16 protein-coding genes and 1 tRNA gene are annotated in these 20,172 nt (G+C 63.4%); 6 read left to right on the forward strand and 11 right to left on the reverse strand.

Annotated elements, in window-relative coordinates:
- Positions 1–23: 23 nt before the first annotated feature.
- A complete protein-coding gene (locus Q1A71_RS17000) occupies positions 24–716 on the forward strand; it encodes an NUDIX hydrolase (RefSeq protein WP_299679002.1) in 693 nt (230 codons plus the stop codon).
- Between the two features lie 100 nt (positions 717–816).
- Here the strand turns inward: Q1A71_RS17000 and Q1A71_RS17005 are convergent, their stop codons facing one another.
- The 4 genes from Q1A71_RS17005 to Q1A71_RS17020 all read right to left on the reverse strand — a co-directional run bounded on the left by Q1A71_RS17005 (position 817) and on the right by Q1A71_RS17020 (position 4,927).
- A complete protein-coding gene (locus Q1A71_RS17005; protein WP_299679005.1) occupies positions 817–2,289 on the reverse strand; it encodes a carnitine 3-dehydrogenase in 1,473 nt (490 codons plus the stop codon).
- Complete coding sequence (locus tag Q1A71_RS17010) at positions 2,286–2,873, reverse strand: lipocalin family protein (RefSeq protein ID WP_299679008.1); 588 nt, start codon at positions 2,871–2,873, stop codon at positions 2,286–2,288. The genes Q1A71_RS17005 and Q1A71_RS17010 overlap by 4 nt, the downstream gene beginning before the upstream one ends.
- Positions 2,870–3,784, reverse strand: a complete 915-nt coding sequence (locus Q1A71_RS17015; protein WP_299679011.1) for a 3-keto-5-aminohexanoate cleavage protein — start codon at positions 3,782–3,784, stop codon at positions 2,870–2,872. The genes Q1A71_RS17010 and Q1A71_RS17015 overlap by 4 nt, the downstream gene beginning before the upstream one ends.
- A gap of 99 nt (positions 3,785–3,883) precedes the next feature.
- Positions 3,884–4,927: an aldo/keto reductase gene (locus Q1A71_RS17020; RefSeq protein ID WP_299679014.1), complete on the reverse strand. Its 1,044-nt coding sequence runs from the start codon at positions 4,925–4,927 to the stop codon at positions 3,884–3,886.
- A gap of 169 nt (positions 4,928–5,096) precedes the next feature.
- On the opposite strand from Q1A71_RS17020, the gene Q1A71_RS17025 reads away from it, so the two are divergent.
- From Q1A71_RS17025 to metG, 3 genes are all read left to right on the forward strand, one after another.
- A complete protein-coding gene (locus Q1A71_RS17025; RefSeq protein ID WP_299679017.1) occupies positions 5,097–5,693 on the forward strand; it encodes a YceI family protein in 597 nt (198 codons plus the stop codon).
- A gap of 66 nt (positions 5,694–5,759) precedes the next feature.
- A complete protein-coding gene (locus tag Q1A71_RS17030) occupies positions 5,760–6,989 on the forward strand; it encodes an MFS transporter (RefSeq protein ID WP_299679020.1) in 1,230 nt (409 codons plus the stop codon).
- 90 nt (positions 6,990–7,079) lie between these two features.
- Positions 7,080–8,801: a methionine--tRNA ligase gene (metG, locus tag Q1A71_RS17035; protein ID WP_299679023.1), complete on the forward strand. Its 1,722-nt coding sequence runs from the start codon at positions 7,080–7,082 to the stop codon at positions 8,799–8,801.
- 73 nt (positions 8,802–8,874) lie between these two features.
- Here metG and Q1A71_RS17040 read toward each other — a convergent pair whose 3' ends face one another.
- The 4 genes from Q1A71_RS17040 to Q1A71_RS17055 all read right to left on the reverse strand — a co-directional run bounded on the left by Q1A71_RS17040 (position 8,875) and on the right by Q1A71_RS17055 (position 12,911).
- Positions 8,875–11,475 (reverse strand): methyl-accepting chemotaxis protein, encoded by a 2,601-nt coding sequence (locus Q1A71_RS17040; RefSeq protein WP_299679026.1) that lies wholly within the window; start codon positions 11,473–11,475, stop codon positions 8,875–8,877.
- Between the two features lie 231 nt (positions 11,476–11,706).
- Positions 11,707–11,792 (reverse strand) — tRNA-Leu (locus Q1A71_RS17045).
- Positions 11,793–11,833: 41 nt separating this feature from the next.
- Positions 11,834–12,388 carry a tetratricopeptide repeat protein gene (locus tag Q1A71_RS17050; RefSeq protein WP_299679029.1) on the reverse strand — a complete coding sequence of 185 codons (555 nt, stop codon included), beginning with the start codon at positions 12,386–12,388 and terminating at the stop codon, positions 11,834–11,836.
- Positions 12,389–12,419: 31 nt separating this feature from the next.
- Complete coding sequence (locus Q1A71_RS17055) at positions 12,420–12,911, reverse strand: Lrp/AsnC ligand binding domain-containing protein (protein ID WP_299679148.1); 492 nt, start codon at positions 12,909–12,911, stop codon at positions 12,420–12,422.
- Positions 12,912–13,008: 97 nt separating this feature from the next.
- Between Q1A71_RS17055 and putA the strand changes: the two genes are divergently transcribed.
- The gene (gene putA / locus Q1A71_RS17060) at positions 13,009–16,434 is read left to right on the forward strand and encodes a bifunctional proline dehydrogenase/L-glutamate gamma-semialdehyde dehydrogenase PutA (RefSeq protein WP_299679032.1); all 3,426 of its coding nucleotides are present in this window, start codon (positions 13,009–13,011) and stop codon (positions 16,432–16,434) included.
- 61 nt (positions 16,435–16,495) lie between these two features.
- A complete protein-coding gene (locus Q1A71_RS17065) occupies positions 16,496–17,263 on the forward strand; it encodes a rhomboid family intramembrane serine protease (RefSeq protein ID WP_299679035.1) in 768 nt (255 codons plus the stop codon).
- On the opposite strand, the gene Q1A71_RS17070 is transcribed toward Q1A71_RS17065, so the two are convergent.
- The 3 genes from Q1A71_RS17070 to dusA all read right to left on the reverse strand — a co-directional run bounded on the left by Q1A71_RS17070 (position 17,264) and on the right by dusA (position 20,147).
- Positions 17,264–18,049: an inositol monophosphatase family protein gene (locus tag Q1A71_RS17070; RefSeq protein WP_299679038.1), complete on the reverse strand. Its 786-nt coding sequence runs from the start codon at positions 18,047–18,049 to the stop codon at positions 17,264–17,266. It abuts the gene before it with no gap.
- Positions 18,050–18,181: 132 nt separating this feature from the next.
- Positions 18,182–18,841 carry a phytanoyl-CoA dioxygenase family protein gene (locus Q1A71_RS17075; protein ID WP_299679041.1) on the reverse strand — a complete coding sequence of 220 codons (660 nt, stop codon included), beginning with the start codon at positions 18,839–18,841 and terminating at the stop codon, positions 18,182–18,184.
- Between the two features lie 304 nt (positions 18,842–19,145).
- On the reverse strand, positions 19,146–20,147 hold the full coding sequence (gene dusA, locus Q1A71_RS17080; protein WP_299679044.1) for a tRNA dihydrouridine(20/20a) synthase DusA: 1,002 nt from the start codon (positions 20,145–20,147) through the stop codon (positions 19,146–19,148).
- Positions 20,148–20,172: the final 25 nt, after the last annotated feature.

Raw genomic sequence — 20,172 nt, forward strand, 5'->3', positions numbered from 1 at the left:
GCCAAAGCATCGAGAGGGCCGCCATGGCCGACGCCAGTCCGGATAAGACCGCCATCCGCAATGCCGCCACCGTTATCGTGCTGCGCGACCGCCAGACGACCCCGCGCATCCTGATGGGTCAGCGCGGCGCCAACGCCGCCTTCATGCCGAACAAATTCGTCTTCCCGGGCGGTGCAGTGGACGCCACGGACAAGACCGTGCCGCTGGCGCACCCGGTACCCGCGCCCTGTGCCGCGCGGCTGACCGACGACGCACCGGAAGATCTCGCGGACGCCCTGGCCGTCGCAGCCATCCGCGAGCTCTGGGAAGAGACAGGCCTCGTGCTCGGCGCGCCCGCCCCCTGGGCGGGGCCGGTGCCTGCGGACTGGCAGAGCTTCGCCGCGACCGGCCATGTGCCCACTGCCGCCAAGCTGCAGTTCGTCTTCCGCGCCCTGACGCCTCCGGGGCGGCCCCGGCGGTTCGACGCGCGGTTCTTTCTGGTCGATGCCGCCGATCTCGCCAGTGATCCGGACGACTTCTCCGCCGCCAGCGATGAGCTGTCCCATCTGCAATGGGTCCCCCTGCGCGAGGCGCGCCGCTTTGACATGCCCTTCATCACCGAAGTCGTGCTCTCGGAGATCGAAGCCCGCGTACAAGACACCGCGGCGCCCGCGAGCGTCCCCTTCTTCAAGAACAACGACGAGGAGTCGCTGTTTCTGCGGCTCCGGGGCGCCTAGCTTCCGCGCCAAGGGGTGGCCTGAAAGCCCACCCCACCTGCCGGTCCCGACCGCCAGAGCAGGCAGGTCAGGTGGGCTTTCAGGCCACCTTTGGTCGCCCCTAGCGCGGCGCCCCGACGGCGCGCCCTGCCCCCTCGGGCCGCGGCATATCCGACTGCGCCTCGGCAAAGCGCCGCAGCGCCGCGTCAATCTCCGGATGTGCCTCCGATGGCCGCCGCGTGTCCAGGCTCACGTGCAGCAGAAAATGCTCGCCGGTCGCCAGAAGGCGATCGCCGTCGCGCATCTCGTGCCACAGGTGCATCTTCTTGCCCCCGCCCCCCAGAACGCGCGTCCGCACCTCGATCACGGTCCCGACATGCGCTTCGTCCAGATGCCGGATATGCGTCTCCGCCGTGAAGTAGCTGCCGCCCGAGGCGATATAAGCCGCATCGCAGCCGATCAGCTCCATGAAGCGGTCGGTCGCATCCCCGAAGGCCTGCAGATACTTCGCCTCGTTCATGTGCCCGTTGTAGTCCGTCCAGTCGAGCGGGACGGCCCGGCGCACGGTCAGCACAGGCGCCGCCGGGTCCTGCACGTCGGCTGCGCGCTGGCCCAGCTCATGCCCGGCCCGCAAGGCCCGCTCCTGACCGGCGAGCAGCGCCCCCGCCCCCCAGTCCCGGGCCTTCAGCGCGCGCAGCATCGCCACCAGATTGGCATCGCGGATCCGCTCCAGCTCCCTGATGTCATACTGCCCGGACTGCGCATCCGATTGCCCGGCGATCAGATCCACCAGCTCCTCGGTGAACTCCGGCACGTCCATCAGCCGCGTCCAGGGCCATTTCAGCGCGGGCCCGAACTGCGCCATGAAGTGCTTCATGCCCGCCTCGCCCCCCGCCACACGATAGGTCTCGAACAGCCCCATCTGCGCCCAGCGCAGGCCGAACCCGTAGCGGATGGCGTCGTCGAGCTCTTCGGTCGTGGCGATCCCGTCCTTGACCAACCAAAGCGCCTCCCGCCAGACCGCCTCCAGCAAGCGATCCGCCACATGGGCATCGATCTCCCTGGCCAGATGCAGCGGGTACATCCCGAGCCCCCGCAAAACGTCGCTCGCCTCCGCGACGATCCGGGGCGGATTGGCCGGCGTTGTCACCACCTCCACCAGCGGCAGCAGATAGACCGGGTTGAACGGATGGCAGACCATGATCTGGCCAGGGCGCGCCGCGCCGTCCTGCAGCTGTGACGGTTTGAACCCGGAGGTCGACGACCCGATCACCGCCTCAGGCACGCAGCCATCCTGGATCTCGGTCAGCGTCCGATGCTTGATCTCCAACCGCTCCGGCACGCTCTCCTGCACCCAGCGTGCCCCGTCTACCGCCTCGGCGATGCTGTCACAGAACCGCAATCGTCCCTCCGCGGGCAGCGCCACGTCCAGCAGCCCCGGCAGCGACCGCCGAGCGTTGTCGATCACAATGCCGATCTTGCGCACGGCCTCCGGGTCCGGATCGAAAACCTGCACATCCCAGCCGTTCAGCAGAAACCGCGCGGCCCAGCCGCCGCCGATCACACCGCCACCAATCACAGCCCCCGTCGTCATGGTCCGATCTCCTGCAACCCGGTGATGTCGTAGCCGTTGAACGCCATGATCTCGCGCGCCGCCACGCGACGGTCGGCGCGCAGATCCGCGCTTCGGTTCAAGATCCAGCCCATCTCGCCGGAGGGTGTCCCGATCACCGCCGTGCGGGCGTCCTCATCCATCCACAAAACCCAGAGCGCACGATCCGGCAGATCGAGATCTGGGCTGACCAGCTGCAGCCGCCCGCGCGGATCAACCTCGACAGGTGTCGCCGCCCTCACCTGCGCGCCGCACCGCACCACCAGTTGCGGAGCCGCATCGGCAAGGCGCGCCTCCCACCGCTGATCGCCGCAGCCGGGAAAGAGCGGCGTGGGATAGGCCTCGATGACCTGCCAGGTCCCCGAAAAGGCCTCGGGCGAAAACCTGGTCGTGGCCGCGATCGGCACCGAGCTGTCCCGAAACCCGGTCTCAGGCGCCGGGGCGCACGCCACCAAGCCTGCCGCACAAAGGTAAACAAACCGCGCCCGCAGCGTGCGCCGCGCACCGACGCAATACCGACGCAATACCGACGTGATACCGACACGCAAACCGACGCCCGTCATCATGTGCCGAGGGCCCGTTTTTGCAGCCCCAGTTTCTCACGCACCTGCGCCGGTCCGATGACCCGCGCGCCCATGTTCTCTATGATGCTAGAGGCGCGCTCGACGAGCTGCCAGTTCTCGGCAAGCTCCCCTTTTCCCAGCCAGAGGTTGTCTTCCAGCCCGACCCGCACGTGGCCCCCTGCCAGCACCGCCGCCGCCACATAGGCCATCTGGTCGCGCCCCAATGAAAAGGCCGAAAACGTCCAGTCGTCCGGCACGTTGTTCACCATCGCCATGAAGGTGTTGAGATCATTGGGCGCGCCCCAGGGCACCCCCATGCAGAGCTGCACCAGCGCGGGCGCCTCCAGCACCCCATCGGACACCAGTTGCTTGGCATACCACAGATGACCGGTGTCAAATGCCTCGATTTCCGGCTTCACCCCGAGCTCAGTCATTTTCCGCCCCATGGCCGTCAACATCCCGGGCGTGTTGGTCATCACGTAATCGGCCTCCGCGAAATTCATCGTGCCGCAATCGAGCGTGCAGATCTCCGGCAGGCATTCCGCCACATGCGCCACCCGCGCGCTGGCCCCGATCATATCGGTGCCCGCCGCGTTCAGCGGCAATGGCTGTTCCGGGTCGCCAAAGACCATGTCGCCGCCCATACCCGCCGTCAGGTTCAAAACCACATCGACGTCAGCCGCGCGGATACGATCCGTAACCTCCCGATAATATTCTAGCTTTCGGCTCGGCGCCCCGCTCTCGGGGTCGCGCACATGGCAATGTACGATGGCCGCCCCCGCCTTGGCCGCCGCGATGGCGCTCTCCGCGATGGCTTTGGGAGAGCGCGGCACATGCGGACTGCGCTCCTGTGTCCCCCCTGATCCCGTCACCGCGCAGGTGATGAAGACTTCCTTCGTCATGCTCAAAGGCATCTGGCGACCTCCCCTGTCTGCGCGGCCGGCTTTCGCACACGAAACCCCCGCGATGTCGCGATACGACCCCCGATCGGCGCCCGGCGCAAGCCCGATCCGTCAGTAAGGCATGGGATGCTGGCGATGCGCTGCGGAAATCTCATCCAGCACGGCATCCTCAAGGTCGAGGTCAATCGCGCCAAGACAGGTTTCCAGCTGATCCATCGTCGTGGATCCAAAAATGATGGAGCCCATGAAAGGCCGCGTCTTGCACCAGGCCAGCGCCATCTGCACCGGGTCCAGCCCATGGCGCGCGGCGATCTCCAGATAGGCCTGCACCGCCTCGAAGGCCCGGTCGGTCTTGCGCCTGCCCAGATCGCCATTGAGAGACATGCGTGATTTCTCGGGCACCGCCCCGTCCTGATACTTGCCTGTCAGAAGCCCGGCGGCCAGCGGCGAAAAGGCAAGCAGAGGGACATCCTCCTGAACGCTCATCTCGGCCATATCGGTGTCGAAAAGCCTGCACAGCAAGGAATATTCATTCTGCACCGACGCCACCCGCGGCCCGCCCACGCGCTCTGCCGCCTCCATCCACTTCACCGTACCCCAGGCGCTTTCGTTGCTCAGCCCGAAGGCGCGGATCGTCCCGCGTTTGACCTCGTCCTGCAGCGCCCCAAGGGCATCCTCCATATGCGCTTGCGTGTCCAGCATCAGTTGGCTGGACGGATCATAGGTCCAATTCTTGCGGAACATGTAGCTGCCGCGATTGGGCCAGTGAAACTGATAGAGATCGATGTAATCGGTCTTCAACCGACGCAGCGACCCCTCGACCGCCTCGGCAATGGTCTGCGAGGATATCGGCGCGCCCTCCCGCACCGCCGCCTGCCCCTCACCCGCATGCTTGGTGGCCAGAATGACATCCCCCCGGCGCATGTCCCGCTCGAACCAGAGGCCGATGATCCGCTCCGTGCGGCCAACCGTTTCGGCACTCACCGGGTTCACCGGATATATCTCGGCGGTGTCGATGAAGTTGATCCCCGCGTCCAGGGCCCGGTCGATCTGATCATGTGCCTCTTCCGCCGTGTTTTGCGTGCCCCAGGTCATGGAGCCCAGGCAAAACTCCGACACCTCGATCTGCGTCCGCCCTAGCCGGTTCATCTTCATTGTGGTGGTCCTCTCGTTCACAACCGGGTCACACTACCTGCACCGGCGCATGCTGCAAGCCGGTTTCGCGCGGTGCAACATCGCCGTTCAGGATCAAGTCCGCGTGACGGTGTTGGAAAGCGCGCGCGGCGGCCTATCTGAGGCAGGGGACGCAAGGAGACAGGCATCCATGGCGCTTCTTCTGTCACGACGCTTCTTTGTCGCCGCCGGGCTGGCCAGTTGGGCGACAGCCGGAGGCGCAGCCAGCCAACGCTACGACCTCGTGAGCGCGCGCTCCCGGGTCGCCTTTCTCTTCGACTTCAGCGGCGCGACCCAGACCGGCACCGTGCCTGTAAGCGCGGCGGACATCCGCGTCGATACCGCCAACCTGACCCGCTCCAGCGCCGATGTGACAGCCGATGTGCGCGGGGCCCGAACCGGCATGGTGTTCATCACGCAGGCGCTGCTCAGCCCCTCGGTGCTCGATGCGCAGAACCATCCAATGGTGCGCTACCGGTCGACCCGCGTGCGTTTGGGCCGCGACGGGCGCATTTCCGAAGGCGCCCGCATCGACGGGGAGCTGACCCTGCGCGGCGTCACGCGCCCGTTGAGCCTCGATGCCAGCCTGACCCGACCGCCAGGCTCTGCGCCGGACGATCTCTCCGTCCTGACCATCCGCCTCACCGGCACGCTCAGCCGCTCGGCCTTCGGCGCTATTGGCTATCCCAAACTGGTCGCCGACCCGGTCGATCTCGACATCAGCGCGGAAATCCAGCGCCGCAGCTAAAAACGACGCGAGTTTGTCGAATAACTGCAAGGTGCCGCCGACCAGGCTGTTAGGTCTGCCTGCACCATGCGCCTGCTCATCTCCTTCGCCGCCCTGTTCCTGTCGGTGCTTCTGCTGCAACTGTCCTCGGGTGGCGTCGGACCGCTCGATGCACTGTCCGGCCTGGCCTTGGGGTTCAGCAAACAGGACATCGGTCTGCTCGGATCCGCGCATTTCCTGGGCTTTTTCATCGGCTGCTGGTGGGCGCCGCGCCTGATGGGCAGCGTCGGTCATTCCCGCGCCTTCGCCGCGTTCACCGCCGCAGGTGCCATCGGTCTGATGAGCCATATGCTGGTGGTCGACCCCTACGCCTGGGCGGTGATGCGGATCGCCTCCGGCGTTTGCGTCGCGGGGTGCTACACGGTCATCGAAGCCTGGCTGCAGGCCAAGGTCACCAATCAGACCCGCGGGCGCACGCTCGGCGTCTACCGGATCGTCGATATGACCGGCTCCATCGCGGCCCAGATGATGATCGGCATCCTGGAGCCCGCGAGCTACGTCTCCTACAATCTCCTGGCGATCATCTGCTGCGCGGCACTGTTGCCGCTGACCCTCACAACCGTCCGCCAACCCGAGACCCCTGCTTCGCCCAGACTGCGACCGCGCCTCGCACACGAGCGCTCACCCCTGGCAGCGGCGGCTGTCGTTGTTGCCGCCCTGTCAAGTTCCTCCTTCCGGATGGTCGGGCCGGTCTACGGCCAGGAGGTGGGGCTGACCGTCGACCAGATCGCCTATTTCCTGTCCGCCTTCGTGCTCGGCGGTGCGCTGGCGCAATATCCGGTGGGATGGCTGGCCGACCGATACGATCGTCGGCGCGTTCTGATCTGGCTCTCCATCGCGGCCATCATCAGCTCTGCCATCACGATCTCCGCGGCCGGTCTCGGCACGCTCGGGATCATGCTGACAGCTGGGCTGTTCGGGCTGACCACCTTTCCGATCTACTCCGTCGCCGCGGCGCATGCCCATGATTTCGCAAGCGACGAGGAGCGGGTCGAGCTGTCCGCGGCCCTGATGTTCTATTTCGCCCTGGGCGCCATCGCCGCGCCCTATACCGCGTCGCTGCTCATCGACCGCTATGGTCCGGCGGCGCTCTTTGTCTTGATGGCAGTGGGCCACGCCCTTCTGGTCGTCTTCGGGCTGACGCGGATGCGCGCGCGCCCGGCGCCGGAGGAACGCACGAAATACACATACGCACCGCGCACCTCCTTCACCATCGGGCGCCTGCTCCGCCGCAGCCGTGATCCCGGCGAGGACTAACCGGTACAGCACCGACGGCCATTTCCCCGTGGCCCTTGCGGGCAAGCTGCGATAGACGAGGCCAAACTGTCTGAATACACGAGGCTCCTGATGGCGCGTCACCTGATCACATCCGCCATTCCTTACATCAACGGGATCAAGCATCTGGGCAATCTGGTGGGCAGCCAGCTGCCGGCCGATTTGTTCGCACGCTACCAGCGCGCGCGCGGCCATGAGGTGCTTTTTCTCTGCGCAACCGATGAACACGGCACCCCGGCGGAACTGGCGGCCGCCAAAGCGGGCAAGCCCGTCGCCGACTACTGTGCCGAAATGCACGCGGTCCAAGCCGAAATCGCCCGGGGCTTTCGGCTGTCGTTTGATCACTTCGGGCGCTCCTCGAGCCCGCAGAACCACGCACTGACCCAGCATTTCGCCGGACGGCTGGCCGAGGCCGGGCTGATCCGCGAGGTGGTTGAAAAACAGGTCTATTCGGTCAAGGACGGTCGGTTTCTGCCGGATCGCTACATCGAGGGCACCTGCCCCAACTGCGGCTACGACAAGGCCCGCGGCGACCAGTGCGAGAACTGTACCAAGCAACTCGATCCGACGGATCTGATCGACGCGCGATCCGCGATTTCCGGTGCGACGGAGCTGGAAGTACGGGACACCAAACATCTCTACCTGCGACAGTCCGCCCTGAAAGATCAGCTCGACACCTGGATCGACTCCAAGACCGATTGGCCGGTTCTGACCACCTCGATCGCAAAGAAATGGCTGCATGATGGCGAGGGGCTGCGGGATCGCGGGATCACCCGCGACCTCGATTGGGGCATCCCGGTCCGGAAGGGGGATGCCGATTGGCCGGGCATGGAGGACAAGGTCTTCTATGTCTGGTTCGATGCGCCCATCGAATACATCGCCTGCGCGGGCGAATGGGCCGAGGCGAATGGGTTGTCCGAGGAGGACTGGCAGCGGTGGTGGCGGATGGACAAGGGCGCCGATGACGTGCGCTACACGCAATTCATGGGCAAGGACAACGTGCCGTTTCACACGCTCAGCTTTCCCGCAACCCTGATCGGCTCGGGTGAACCGTGGAAGATGGTCGATCATCTCAAGTCGTTCAACTACCTGAACTACGATGGTGGACAATTCTCGACATCGCAGGGCCGGGGCATCTTCATGGATCAGGCCCTCGAGATCCTGCCTGCCGACTATTGGCGCTGGTGGCTGCTCAGCCACGCACCGGAGAGCAGCGATTCCGAATTTACCTGGGAGAACTTCCAAAGCGCCGTCAACAAGGACCTTGCGGACGTGCTGGGCAATTTCATCAGCCGCATCACCAAGTTCTGCAGCTCGAAGTTCGGCGAAGTGGTACCGGGCGGCGCGGGCTATGGGGAGCCCGAAACGGCGGCCATCAGCGAGATCGAAACGCGTCTGAAGCGCTACGAGGCGCAGATGGAGGCGATGGAGGTCCGGAAATCAGCGCAGGAATTGCGTGCGATCTGGGTGTGCGGTAACGAATATCTGCAGACCGTGGCGCCATGGACAACTTTCAAGACAGATCCCGAAGCAGCCGCAGCACAAACGCGGTTGGGCCTGAACATGGCGCATCTGTTTGCGGTTCTGTCGGCGCCATTTCTGCCGGACGCCAGCCAAAAGATCTTGGCCAGTCTAAACGTCGACAAGCCCATCTGGCCGGATGACCCCACCACTTTTCTTGATCGGCTCGGCCCAGGCCATACTTTTGCAGTTCCGGAGGTTCTCTTCGCAAAGATCAGCGATGAGGACCGCGAGGCTTGGCAGGAGCGGTTCTCAGGACAACGCACGGGCTAAAACACACACCGACCGATGACATCGTCTCGGCGATCGCGGCCGCGACACTCTCGTTTAGCCCGGCTTTTGAAGATCAAAACTCTTCCCACCCGGCCTCGATATCGAGATCATCCTCGGGGTCCACTTTCAGCGCGGCGTTGCCGTGGGCAGAAGGCGTGGCCGCTCGCGTAGGCTGGGCCTCAACGGGCTTGGAGGTCGGCGCCTTGGTCGTTGGAGCCACCGCACGAAGCTTGAAACGCGCCACCGCGGCAGCCAGTGCATCCGCCTCCGATGTCAGCGCATGGCTGGCCGCTGTGGTCTCCTCAAACATGGCCGCGTTTTGCTGCGTCACGTGGTCGAGCTCATTCACGGCCGTGTTGATCTCGTTGAGACCCGCGGATTGCTCCCGTGCAGATGTAGCGATTGTCGAGACACGTTTGGAGATTTCCGACACCGAACTGACGATCGACGCCAGAGCCGTCCCTGTTCTGTCCACGAGTTCGACGCCCTGTTCGACCTGCTCGCCCGAACTGGAAATCAAAGCGTTGATCTCCCGGGCCGCATCAGATGACCGTTGCGCCAGAGCACGAACCTCGGTCGCAACAACCGCGAAGCCACGACCTGCCTCTCCGGCGCGTGCGGCCTCGACACCTGCATTGAGCGCAAGAAGATTCGTCTGGAAGGCAATATCGTCGATGACCGTCGTGATTTTTGAAATCTCTTGCGACGAGGTTTTGATCCCGTCCATTGCCTCCACCGCACGACGGGCGACCTCTCCACCCTTCTCCGCATTGGATTGCGCATCCGCAGACATCGTTGAGGCTTCATCCGCGCCTTCGGCAGCGGATTTGACCGAACTTGTCAACTCGTCCAATGCCGCAGCCGTCTCTTCCAGTGTTGCGGCCTGCTTTTCGGTCCGACGGGACAAATCATCCGCCGCGGTCGTGATTTCGGCAGTTTCATTGCGGATCGACTCGGAGTTTTGTACCACGGCACCGACTGTATCCTTGAGAGCCCGAACTGCGGCATTGAAGTCCGCCCGCAGTTTTTCATAGTCAGTGGGAAACTCGGTGATGATTTCAGAGGTCAAATCGCCCTCGGCCAAGGACTGCAGCCCGACACCCAACGCCTCGACGACATTGCGCTGTTGTTCTGCGACGCGCATGCGCTCTGCTTCAGCCTGGCGCACGGCTTCGGCACTTTCCGTAACATCCGTACCGAGGAAAATGGCGCGTTCAAGTTGACCGTCCGGAGATGGGACAGACGCAAAGTTACCTTCAACAATCAGAGGTATGCCGTCTGAGGCGCGCTTCATCAGGAAACGTCCGAACACCGCATCGCTTTCCGCGTCGCTGGTCAGAACACGGCGTTTCAGGTCCTGTTCATCCATTTCGCCGTCCGCCGATCCTTCAAAGATCTCCTGGAACGCGCAGCCCATGATCGCATTATTGCTGACGTCGAGAAGTGTCACCAGATTTGGATTGGTACCGACAACCTGCCCGCTGGCATCGAATTCGATCCGAAGTTGTCCATGATCGATTGTCTCAAGCAGCGCTGCATTCCGCGTGGCTTCCGTGGCGTCGGACCATTCGATCACCGCGCCAATCATCTCACCTGCATCATTGGTTGCCGCGTTCATGTTCACCGCAATCAGCGCATCGCCGATCTTCGCCGCATGTGAGATCGGCAGAACGCCGAGCCCGCCGGCTTCGATGTTGCGTGTATGGGCCTGCAGTTCGCTGAAATTCGACAAGTCCGCGCCCAGCATCTCACCGGTTTTCAGATCAGGCCAAACCTTCTGCAGGTCCGCCATGATATCACCCAGCAACTGCGCGCAGGTCGGGTTGATAAAAATCACCTTCAGCTTTTCATCAACCATCATCATGGGCGCGGTCGACCCTTCAAAAGCCGCGCTCTTGAAGGCGCTTTCGCGCTCGGCTTCTTTCGCATCAGACAAAGCCTGCCGGAAGGTGTCCAATCGGCGCGCCATCTGGCCGACTTCATCACCACGTTGGGTGAAAGGCACGTCAATGTCGTACTTCGCCTGCTCGATATCGCCCATCGCAGAGGTGAGGCGCACAATCGGACGCGACATCTGGCTGCGCAAAAAGTAGCCCGCGAGGCTGACGGCAACGACCATGACGACCAGGCCGGTCAGCAAGGCGCGGTTCTGCATCGCCTGCATCTGGGCCAGTTGGCTGGCGTTACTCCAACTCGTCACAACCACACCGGCAACCGCATCGCCATCCCCAAATGTGGAGGGTACCGCAGCAGACAGACCGTCATCCGACAAAATCGTCTGACCTTGATCGAGGGCGGACTGTGCGAGAGCGGACGCAGCATCCGCATCGAACACCGCGTCGCCCTGGTTGTACAAGACGGCACCCGTAGTGCTGATCACGAGTGCCCCGATCGCGTCAGGCTTCGCCGAGGATATCACGCCGTCGACAATTTGTTCCACCGCATTGGTATTGCCGAACTTGATGGACCCGCCCATCTGCATAGCCAGCAATCCGGTCACCTCGGAGGCACGGGCACTCAACGATTCCGATGTCAGTTGCTGCCGCATGTTTCCATTCACGACAACGATGGCAGACACCACCGCAACGACGCAGACCACCACCATGAGGGTACATTTTACAAAAAGACTGTTGAATGAATGGGCGCTTAGCTGCGGGCGTTTCAAAATCGACATCAGCAGATCCTTCTAAGGCGGTCAAATCGCCGCTGGCATCATCGACAATCCAGCGATCAAAGGCTGATCAAAAGCTGTACAACTGAGGTGTTACGGAGCACTTAACAGCTCTGCAGGCACAGGCGCGCGGGCCAAACAAGCCGCGCCAAAATTGACGTGATTTGCTTCAAATGATCGAAATTGTAGAGACCCCACGATGGCAGGTCACATACGGTTCTCTCGATTGGATGGTGGTACCCGCGGCCGGACTCGAACCGGCACGGCATTGCTGCCTGGAGATTTTAAGTCTCCTGTGTCTACCATTCCACCACGCGGGCGCGACGCGCACCATAGCGCAGGCGAACACCGTGTAAACGGGTCAGATGTCTTTTCCCTGCCGCGCGAGCGGTCCTCCGTCTGACAGCAAAAATCGTTCTGAAAGCCAGGGGTTGTTCTTCAACGCATCCTCAAGCTGGGCGCGCGCTTCGTCGATCCGATCAAGGTTCATCAAGGTGAGCGCACGGCCCGATTGCGCCCCCACATGACGCGGCTGCAACTCCAGTGCCTTGTCCAGATCAACAAGCGCAAGGGCATAGTCACCACGCAGAAAATGCACAAACGCCCTCTGGTTGAAGCCCTCCGCATAATCCGGGCAATACGCCGCCAGCCGATCAAAATCGCTCAAGGCGCCGACGAAGTCATAGACCTCACGCTTGCGCATACCGCGATCGAGAACCTCTTGGGCCGCGGGATCGGGTGCCTTGAGCCACAGCTCCCACATCTGGCCCGAGATTGCGCGCCCCGCCCCTTCGTTGTCTGCCGTGCGCGCTGCCGAGAAAAGCGCCTCCAGATCATCGGAGACATCGGCAGGCGCCGGACACTCCGCAAAGGCGGGCATGGCGATGACCATGCAGAGGATGAACAGTGATTTCATACGCTATGATCTGTCGCGCTGCTGCTGAGCGTCAAGCCGGATCGGCGAGCATCGTTTCCTTGACGGCTTCCATCGCCACGAACGTCGATGTTCCCGCCACATGCGGCAGACCTGAAATCGTATCGCCGAGAAACGCCCGGTACCGGGCCATGTCCCGCGTGCGCACCTTCAAAAGATAGTCGAAATTCCCGGCTATCATGTGCGCCTGCTCAATCTCCGGCACTTTTGCGACCGCTGCGTTGAAGGCCGTCAGCGCCGCCTCTCGCGTGTCGCTCAGCCGGACCTCGACAAAGGCCACATGGTCCAGACCAAGCTGGATCGGATCGAGAAGCGCGCGATAGCCGATGATCACACCGCTTTGCTCCAGCCGCCGCAGCCGCGCCTGGGTGGGTGACTTGGACAACCCGATCCGCTTGGCCAGATCGGTGATACTGATCCGCCCGTCCTCCGCAAGGACCGATAGAATCGCCCGGTCAAACCGGTCCAGCGCCGCTTGTTCATTTTTTTCTTCATGCAGCATCATTTTGATCATATCGCCTCACGGATATCCCACCTTTGGTCATTATGACTGCGTTACCTGCAGTATACTAGATCAAACTCGCCCCTTGAGGATCCCTGCCATGGCTCGCGACATGTCCCACTCTCTGCGCCACTTGATCGACGCTCACAAATACGCCGACCCCGACAGCATCCTGACAGATCTGATCGCACAGGCGGCGTTGACCCCGGACACACGCGCCCGGATTGCCGAAGACGCGACCCAGTTGGTGCGGGATATCCGCACGTCGACAGCGCCTGGGTTGATGGAGGTCTTCCTGGCCGAATATGGGCTCTCCACTGATGAGGGGGTTGCGCTGATGTGTCTGGCTGAGGCCCTGTTGCGGGTTCCGGATGCAGAGACGATCGACGCACTCATCGAAGACAAGATCGCCCCATCGGACTGGGGGCGCCACCTCGGGCATTCCACCTCGAGCCTCGTGAACGCCTCCACCTGGGCGCTGATGCTGACGGGGCGGGTGCTTGACGACGAGCAGCCAGGCCCCGTGCGTCATCTGCGCGCCGCCATCAAGCGATTGGGCGAGCCGGTGATCCGCACCGCCGTCAGCCGCGCGATGAAGGAAATGGGGCGGCAATTCGTGCTCGGCGAGGACATCACCAGCGCCATGGCGCGTGCGGCGAACATGGAGAGCAAAGGCTTCACCTACTCCTACGACATGCTGGGCGAAGCCGCCCGGACCGAAGCCGACGCCAAACGATACCATCTCAGCTATTCTCGGGCGATCTCGGCCATCGCCGCGGCCTGCACATCCGAAGACATCCGCAAGAACCCGGGCATCTCCGTCAAGCTCTCCGCACTGCATCCCCGGTATGAAGTCGCACAGGAAGAGGCCGTGATGACCGACCTCGTCCCGCGGCTGCGGGCCCTCGCGTTGCTGGCCAAGTCTGCGGGCATGGGCCTGAACGTGGACGCTGAGGAGGCGGACCGGTTGGCGCTGTCGCTTGATGTGATCGACCGCGTAATGGCCGAGCCTGCGCTCGCTGGGTGGGACGGCTTCGGCGTCGTGGTGCAAGCCTATGGGCCACGCGCGGCAACGGTCATCGACACCCTCTACGATATGGCCGAACGGCATGATCGCCGGATCATGGTCCGGCTGGTCAAAGGCGCGTATTGGGACACGGAGATCAAATCCGCACAGGTCGACGGGGTGGATGGCTTCCCCGTCTTTACCCGGAAGGCGGCGACCGACGTGTCCTACATCTGCAACGCCAAGCGGCTGCTTGGGATGACTGATCACATCTATCCGCAGTTTGCCACGCACAATGCCCATACCGTCGCGGCGATCCTGCATCTGGCGGAGGACCCGGAGACCTATGAATTCCAGCGCTTGCATGGGATGGGCGAGACATTGCACACACTGGTCATGGCACGGAACAAGACCCGCTGCCGCATCTATGCGCCCGTCGGCGCACACCGTGATCTGCTGGCCTACCTGGTGCGGCGCCTCCTGGAGAACGGCGCGAACTCCAGTTTCGTCAACCAGATCGTCGATGAAGACGTGCCGCCGGACGTTGTGGCAGCCGATCCTTTTGACATGCTTGCAAGCGCATCTGCCCCCGCCATCGCAACCGGCCCGGAGTTGTTCAAACCGCTGCGCGAGAATGCACGAGGGTTCGATCTGACCCATAGCCAGACCCTGGACGAGATCTACGCGGCGCGGGATGCCTTTGCGGCCCATCAGTGGCAGGCGCGGCCTCTTCTGGCTGGCAAGGCAGACCCAAGTGGCACAGTCACACCGGTGATCAACCCGGCGAACCCTGGCGACAGCCCCGGCGCGGTGCAGCCGGCAACGGCGGTGGATGTCGAGACCGCGCTTGCGGAGGCTCGGGCTTGGTCGGCGCCTCTGCCGGACCGGCGCCGGATCCTGAAAGCGGCCGCGGATCAGATGGAGAACCGCTTCGGCGAGATCTTCGCCGTTCTTGCGCGGGAAGCAGGCAAGACCCTGCCCGACTGCGTGGCGGAGCTGCGCGAGGCGGTGGATTTCCTGCGGTATTACGCAGCGCAGGCAACCGATACACCAGCCGCAGGCGTCTTCACCTGCATCTCTCCATGGAATTTCCCGTTCGCGATCTTCTGCGGACAGGTGACTGCCGCGCTGGCGGCAGGCAACGCGGTGCTGGCCAAACCGGCAGAGCAAACACCGCTTGCAGCCTGTCTCGCCGCCTCCATCCTGCATGACGCGGGTGTCCCGCGAGCCGCGCTGCAGCTTCTGCCGGGCGGCGGCGAGATCGGAGCCGCGCTCACATCGGACCCACGCGTTTGCGGGGTCGCCTTTACCGGATCAACTGCTACCGCGCTGCGCATTCGCGCGGCCATGGCCGAGCATTGCACGCCTGGAACACCGCTGATCGCGGAAACCGGCGGGCTCAACGCAATGATTGTCGACAGCACCGCCCTGCCCGAACAGGCTGTGCAATCAATCATTGAAAGCGCCTTTCAGTCTGCCGGGCAACGCTGCTCCGCGCTGCGCTGTCTCTACGTGCAGGAGGACATCGCGACCAGTTTCACCGAGATGCTGGTGGGTGCGATGCGGGCGTTGCGCCTTGGCACCCCGTGGGACCTGAAGACAGACGTGGGCCCGGTCATAGATGAGGCCGCCCGCAAAGGCATCGCAGATCACATCGCAGAGGCCCGGCACGAGGGACGCGTGATCGCGGAGCTTGAAACGCCAACCCAGGGCACCTTCGTCGCTCCAACCTTGATCCGGGTGACCAGTATCGAGGATCTGGAGCGCGAGATCTTCGGACCGGTGTTGCATATGGCAACGTTCAAGTCTCACGAGCTCGACGATGTGATCGACACGATCAACGCGACAGGATACGGGCTGACCTTTGGCCTGCACACCCGGATCGACGACCGGGTCCAACACGTCTCGGATCGGATCGAGGCGGGCAACATCTATGTGAACCGCAACCAGATCGGCGCCATTGTCGGCAGCCAGCCCTTTGGCGGCGAGGGTCTCTCGGGGACCGGGCCGAAAGCCGGCGGGCCGAACTATCTGCCACGCTTTGCGGCCCCGGACCGCGAGACACCCACCGACACCTGGGAGAACGAGATGACCCAGCTGCCGGTGCTTCCAACGGGCTTGGCAGCCCCTGTCACCGCTCAAAGCCTGCCCGGACCCACGGGCGAATCCAACCGGTTGAGCACACAGCCCCGTGCCGCGCTGCTTTGCGCCGGCCCCGGGCCGGACACCGCCGCCGAACAGGCCCGTTCCGTCCGAGCTATCGGCGGCGTCGCAGTCGTTGCGACAGGAACCGTGGTTCCCGAGCAGCTGACGGATGGCCCGAGCTATGGGGGCGTCCTGTGGTGGGGGGACGAAGAGACCGGACGAGAGATGGAACGCGCCCTCGCCGCGCGCCCGGGACCGATCATCCCGGTGATCCCCGGGCGCCCCGATCTCACCCGGGTCCGTGCAGAACGTCACGTCTGCGTCGACACGACCGCATCGGGCGGCAACGCGGCCCTGTTGGGAGCGGCGACCTGACGCAGCGCCGCGTCGGACCTGCTCTCTTGACGCCGTTGGTCCAATCCCGCAGCGTGGGGCCATGCTTCCGATCCGTGATCACAACCCGTCAGGCCGGACGCCGTATGTGACCTACATCCTGATGGCCGCCAATATCGGGATTTTCCTCAGTTACGTGGGCATCATGCAGGAGGCGCGGCTGATCAACGCCTTCTGGATCGACTGGGCCCTGATCCCGGCACGGCTCGAAGCCGGCCAGGGCACGTACACGTTGGTCACGTCGATGTTTTTGCATGGTGGGTGGATGCATCTGGCCGGCAATATGCTCTTCCTCTACATCTTCGGCGACAATATCGAAGATGAGTTGGGCCATCTGGGTTATCTCCTGTTCTACCTCGCGGCAGGCATCGCTGCAGGATGGGTGCAATACATCTCGGCGCCGGGGTCAGTCATCCCGACCGTGGGTGCCTCCGGCGCGATTGCAGGGGTGATGGGCGGGTATCTTTTGCTCTTTCCCAAGGCGAAAGTGGACATCTTGATCATCTTCATCGTGTTCTTCCGGATCTTTCCGATCCCCGCCTGGATCATGCTCGCGGTGTGGTTTGCGCTGCAATTTGCCGGAGGCATCGGTTCCGACCCGGATGCAGGCGGCGTGGCTTACTGGGCGCACGCCGGCGGATTTATCGCCGGGTTGGCCCTGATCAGCCCGCTCTGGATCCGGCGGGGCGGACCTGCGTTCTGGGACCGCACGGATGGACGCCCACCGCATCCTCAGGCACGTTACAGGATCGGTGCAAGCAGCATTCCCAAAGTGGGTCGACAGCGCCGCCCCCGCGGCCCCTGGAGCTGATCAGATCCGTACGAGTTTTGCGAGCGGCGCAAAGAGCGCCTCGTTCGCGCAGATGATCGTTCCATCCTCGATGATGTTGCCGTCCGGCTCGATCGGCTCGGCCAGTCCACCCGCCTCGCGGACGATGATCAGACCGGCCGCGATATCCCATGCATTCAGCCGCCGCTCCCAGAACCCGTCATAGCGCCCCGCAGCGACGTAAGCGAGATCGAGCGCCGCCGCCCCCCAGCGCCGGATTCCGGAACAGACGGGTGCCACACGCGCCATTTCCTTCAGCGTGTCCGGCAGGTCGGACCGCCCACCGAAGGGCAGCCCGGTGGAGAACAGCGCCTCGATCATCTTGCTCCGCCCCGAGACCCGCAGGCGGCTGTCGTTCATCCAGGCCCCCGCCCCCTTCTCGGCAAAGAACATCTCGTCCTTGGCCGGGTCAAAAATGACACCGGCGACGATCTGGCCCTTGTGCTCAAGCGCGATGGAGACCGCCCAATGCGGCAACCCGTGCAGGAAGTTCGTCGTGCCATCCAGCGGGTCGACAATCCAGCGGCGGGTGGGGTCCTGCCCGTCTTCGCCCCCACCCTCTTCACCCAACCAGCCATAGGTCGGACGTGCAGCCATCAAGTCTTCCTTGATGATCGTCTCCGCGTTGAGATCGGCCCGGCTGACGAAATCTCCCGCGCCCTTCATGGAAACCTGCAGATTCTCCACTTCGCGAAAATCCTTGACCAGAGCCCGTCCCGCGCGGCGGGCAGCCTTGATCATGATGTTGAGGTTTGCGCTGCCAACCATGCTTGGGGTCTCCGATGAGGATCAGGCTGCGCGTATAAGTGCTGGGCTCAGGCTTGCCAAGGGGAATACGCTGCAAATCGCGCGCACGGCCGGTATGCCCGAACTGCACCACGTGCAACGCACGCAATGGCCTCACCGCGCACTGAGCCACGCCGAAATCCCGCCGCGGATCTGCGGTCGGAAATACGCAATCATCCGGCCATCGGCTCCAGCCCATGCGTTCTCCTGCCAAGGCGCGACACCATGCACCAGCATACGGTGCAGCAGGATCGCGCCACCAACGGGGGCGTGGATCGCTTTGCGCGTACAGCTCTCGAAGGCTTTGCGACGCGCAGCCTGATAGATGTCGGTGACGTCGACCTGCGACAAGTCCCCCGATGCGCCCGCAAGACCTGCGCGAAACGCGGCCTGCAGGATCAGATGGCTGCCGGGCCACACCACCAGGGGTGCAGCCTGAGGGGAGGCCTCTGTCATCGGCAGCCCAAATATGAAAGCATGGGGTTCCTGAACAAACCGCCGCTTGGGTGTCCCGACGCCGATGACACCGTCCACATGTGCGGCGTCGCGGTCCAGACGATATCGAAAGCCGGCCTCTGTTTCGCCGGCCCGCGGGCGCGGATAGCCAGGATATGTCACCGAAATCTGCGCCGGATGCAGAGCGGGCCATCCACCACACTCGCTGGCGGCGAAAGCAACGGCTCGACCATCGAGCGGGGGACCCTCGGCGATCCGGCCCGCCGGATCATTGGGCAGCGCGTCGAGGCCGACAAACCAGGTTCGCTCACATTGCAACAGGTGTGCATTTTCAGGGGCCTTGACCGCGGCCTGAGCGTGCGGCAGTGCGTGCCTCACCCAATTGGTAACGGTCGGCTCGGCTGGGAAAATTGCCCAGCCCTGCTCAAAGAAGGTCGCCGGATCGGTCATTCGAAGGAGTGGCGGTCACGACATTCGCCGCCAGAGGTCAGGCCTGATGGCCAAAGGCGCGGCTCGCAAACATTAGGGTTGCAAAGGGCGGTGCGTGCCGTCCAACATCTGCACCCCTCCGCTCGATCAGCCCGCCATGTTGCACCGCTGAGACGCCCTCTGCTCTGCACGGCTAGCCCGTTCTCTGCAGATCATTGCGCGGCCCGATCTGTCGCAACGCCTCGAGCAGCAGGTCCGGGCTCGCACCCTGCCGATGAGCCCCCTCTGACAACATGCGCCGCCAGGCGCGCGCGCCGGGTCGTCCCGCGAATAGTCCCAGCATGTGGCGGGTGATCTGTCCGAGCTTGCCGCCCTTTGCGAGGTGGTCATCAACATATGGCAGCATCTGCACTACAGCATCCTCAGGCACACTGGCTTTGCCAACGCCAAAGATCCGCGGATCGGCCTCACACAGAATTGCCGCCGGATCGTGGTAGGCAGCGCGCCCGATCATCACACCGTCCAGACCTGCCGCCAGAAAAGCCTGAGCCTGATCCAGTGATGTAATGCCACCATTGATCGTAATGTGCAGGTCGGGGAACCTGGCTTTCATCTGCAGCACTAAATCATAGTCAAGTGGGGGGATGTCCCGATTCTCCTTCGGGCTGAGGCCCTGCAACCACGCCTTGCGTGCGTGAATGCTCACACGCTCGCATCCCGCCCCGATGACATGCGTGAGAAAGGCCGGCAGAAGGACCGTCGGATCCTGGTCATCCACTCCGATCCGACATTTGACCGTGACCGGAACCGCGACGGCATCGCTCATGGCGGCAACGCAATCTGCCACGAGCCCGGGTTGCTCCATCAACACCGCGCCGAAACATCCCGACTGCACCCGGTCAGACGGGCACCCCACATTGAGATTGACCTCGCAATACCCGGCGTCAACCCCGAGCTTCGCGGCCCGCGCCAACTCATCCGGATCCGAACCGCCCAGTTGCAGTGCGACAGGGTGATCCTCCTGTGACTGTTCCAGAAGATGCAGGGCTTGCCCGCGCACAAGCGCCGCCGATGTGACCATCTCGGTGTAAAGTAGCGTCTGTCGGCTTAGCAATCGATGCAAATGGCGGCAGTGCCGGTCAGTCCAATCCATCATAGGCGCAATAGACAATCTAGAATGTTGATTTAGTTGCATTTTTTATGTATCTTCAAACTGTTGG

Source organism: uncultured Roseobacter sp., assembly GCF_947493125.1.
Lineage (GTDB): Bacteria > Pseudomonadota > Alphaproteobacteria > Rhodobacterales > Rhodobacteraceae > Roseobacter.

Coding starts and splice junctions, on each gene's coding strand:
- Q1A71_RS17000 (WP_299679002.1), top strand. CDS start 24: ATGGCCGACGCCAGTCCGGATAAGACCGCCATCCGCAATGCCGCCACC.
- Q1A71_RS17005 (WP_299679005.1), bottom strand. CDS start 2,289: ATGACGACGGGGGCTGTGATTGGTGGCGGTGTGATCGGCGGCGGCTGG.
- Q1A71_RS17010 (WP_299679008.1), bottom strand. CDS start 2,873: ATGATGACGGGCGTCGGTTTGCGTGTCGGTATCACGTCGGTATTGCGT.
- Q1A71_RS17015 (WP_299679011.1), bottom strand. CDS start 3,784: ATGCCTTTGAGCATGACGAAGGAAGTCTTCATCACCTGCGCGGTGACG.
- Q1A71_RS17020 (WP_299679014.1), bottom strand. CDS start 4,927: ATGAAGATGAACCGGCTAGGGCGGACGCAGATCGAGGTGTCGGAGTTT.
- Q1A71_RS17025 (WP_299679017.1), top strand. CDS start 5,097: ATGGCGCTTCTTCTGTCACGACGCTTCTTTGTCGCCGCCGGGCTGGCC.
- Q1A71_RS17030 (WP_299679020.1), top strand. CDS start 5,760: ATGCGCCTGCTCATCTCCTTCGCCGCCCTGTTCCTGTCGGTGCTTCTG.
- metG (WP_299679023.1), top strand. CDS start 7,080: ATGGCGCGTCACCTGATCACATCCGCCATTCCTTACATCAACGGGATC.
- Q1A71_RS17040 (WP_299679026.1), bottom strand. CDS start 11,475: ATGTCGATTTTGAAACGCCCGCAGCTAAGCGCCCATTCATTCAACAGT.
- Q1A71_RS17050 (WP_299679029.1), bottom strand. CDS start 12,388: ATGAAATCACTGTTCATCCTCTGCATGGTCATCGCCATGCCCGCCTTT.
- Q1A71_RS17055 (WP_299679148.1), bottom strand. CDS start 12,911: ATGATGCTGCATGAAGAAAAAAATGAACAAGCGGCGCTGGACCGGTTT.
- putA (WP_299679032.1), top strand. CDS start 13,009: ATGGCTCGCGACATGTCCCACTCTCTGCGCCACTTGATCGACGCTCAC.
- Q1A71_RS17065 (WP_299679035.1), top strand. CDS start 16,496: ATGCTTCCGATCCGTGATCACAACCCGTCAGGCCGGACGCCGTATGTG.
- Q1A71_RS17070 (WP_299679038.1), bottom strand. CDS start 18,049: ATGGTTGGCAGCGCAAACCTCAACATCATGATCAAGGCTGCCCGCCGC.
- dusA (WP_299679044.1), bottom strand. CDS start 20,147: ATGCAACTAAATCAACATTCTAGATTGTCTATTGCGCCTATGATGGAT.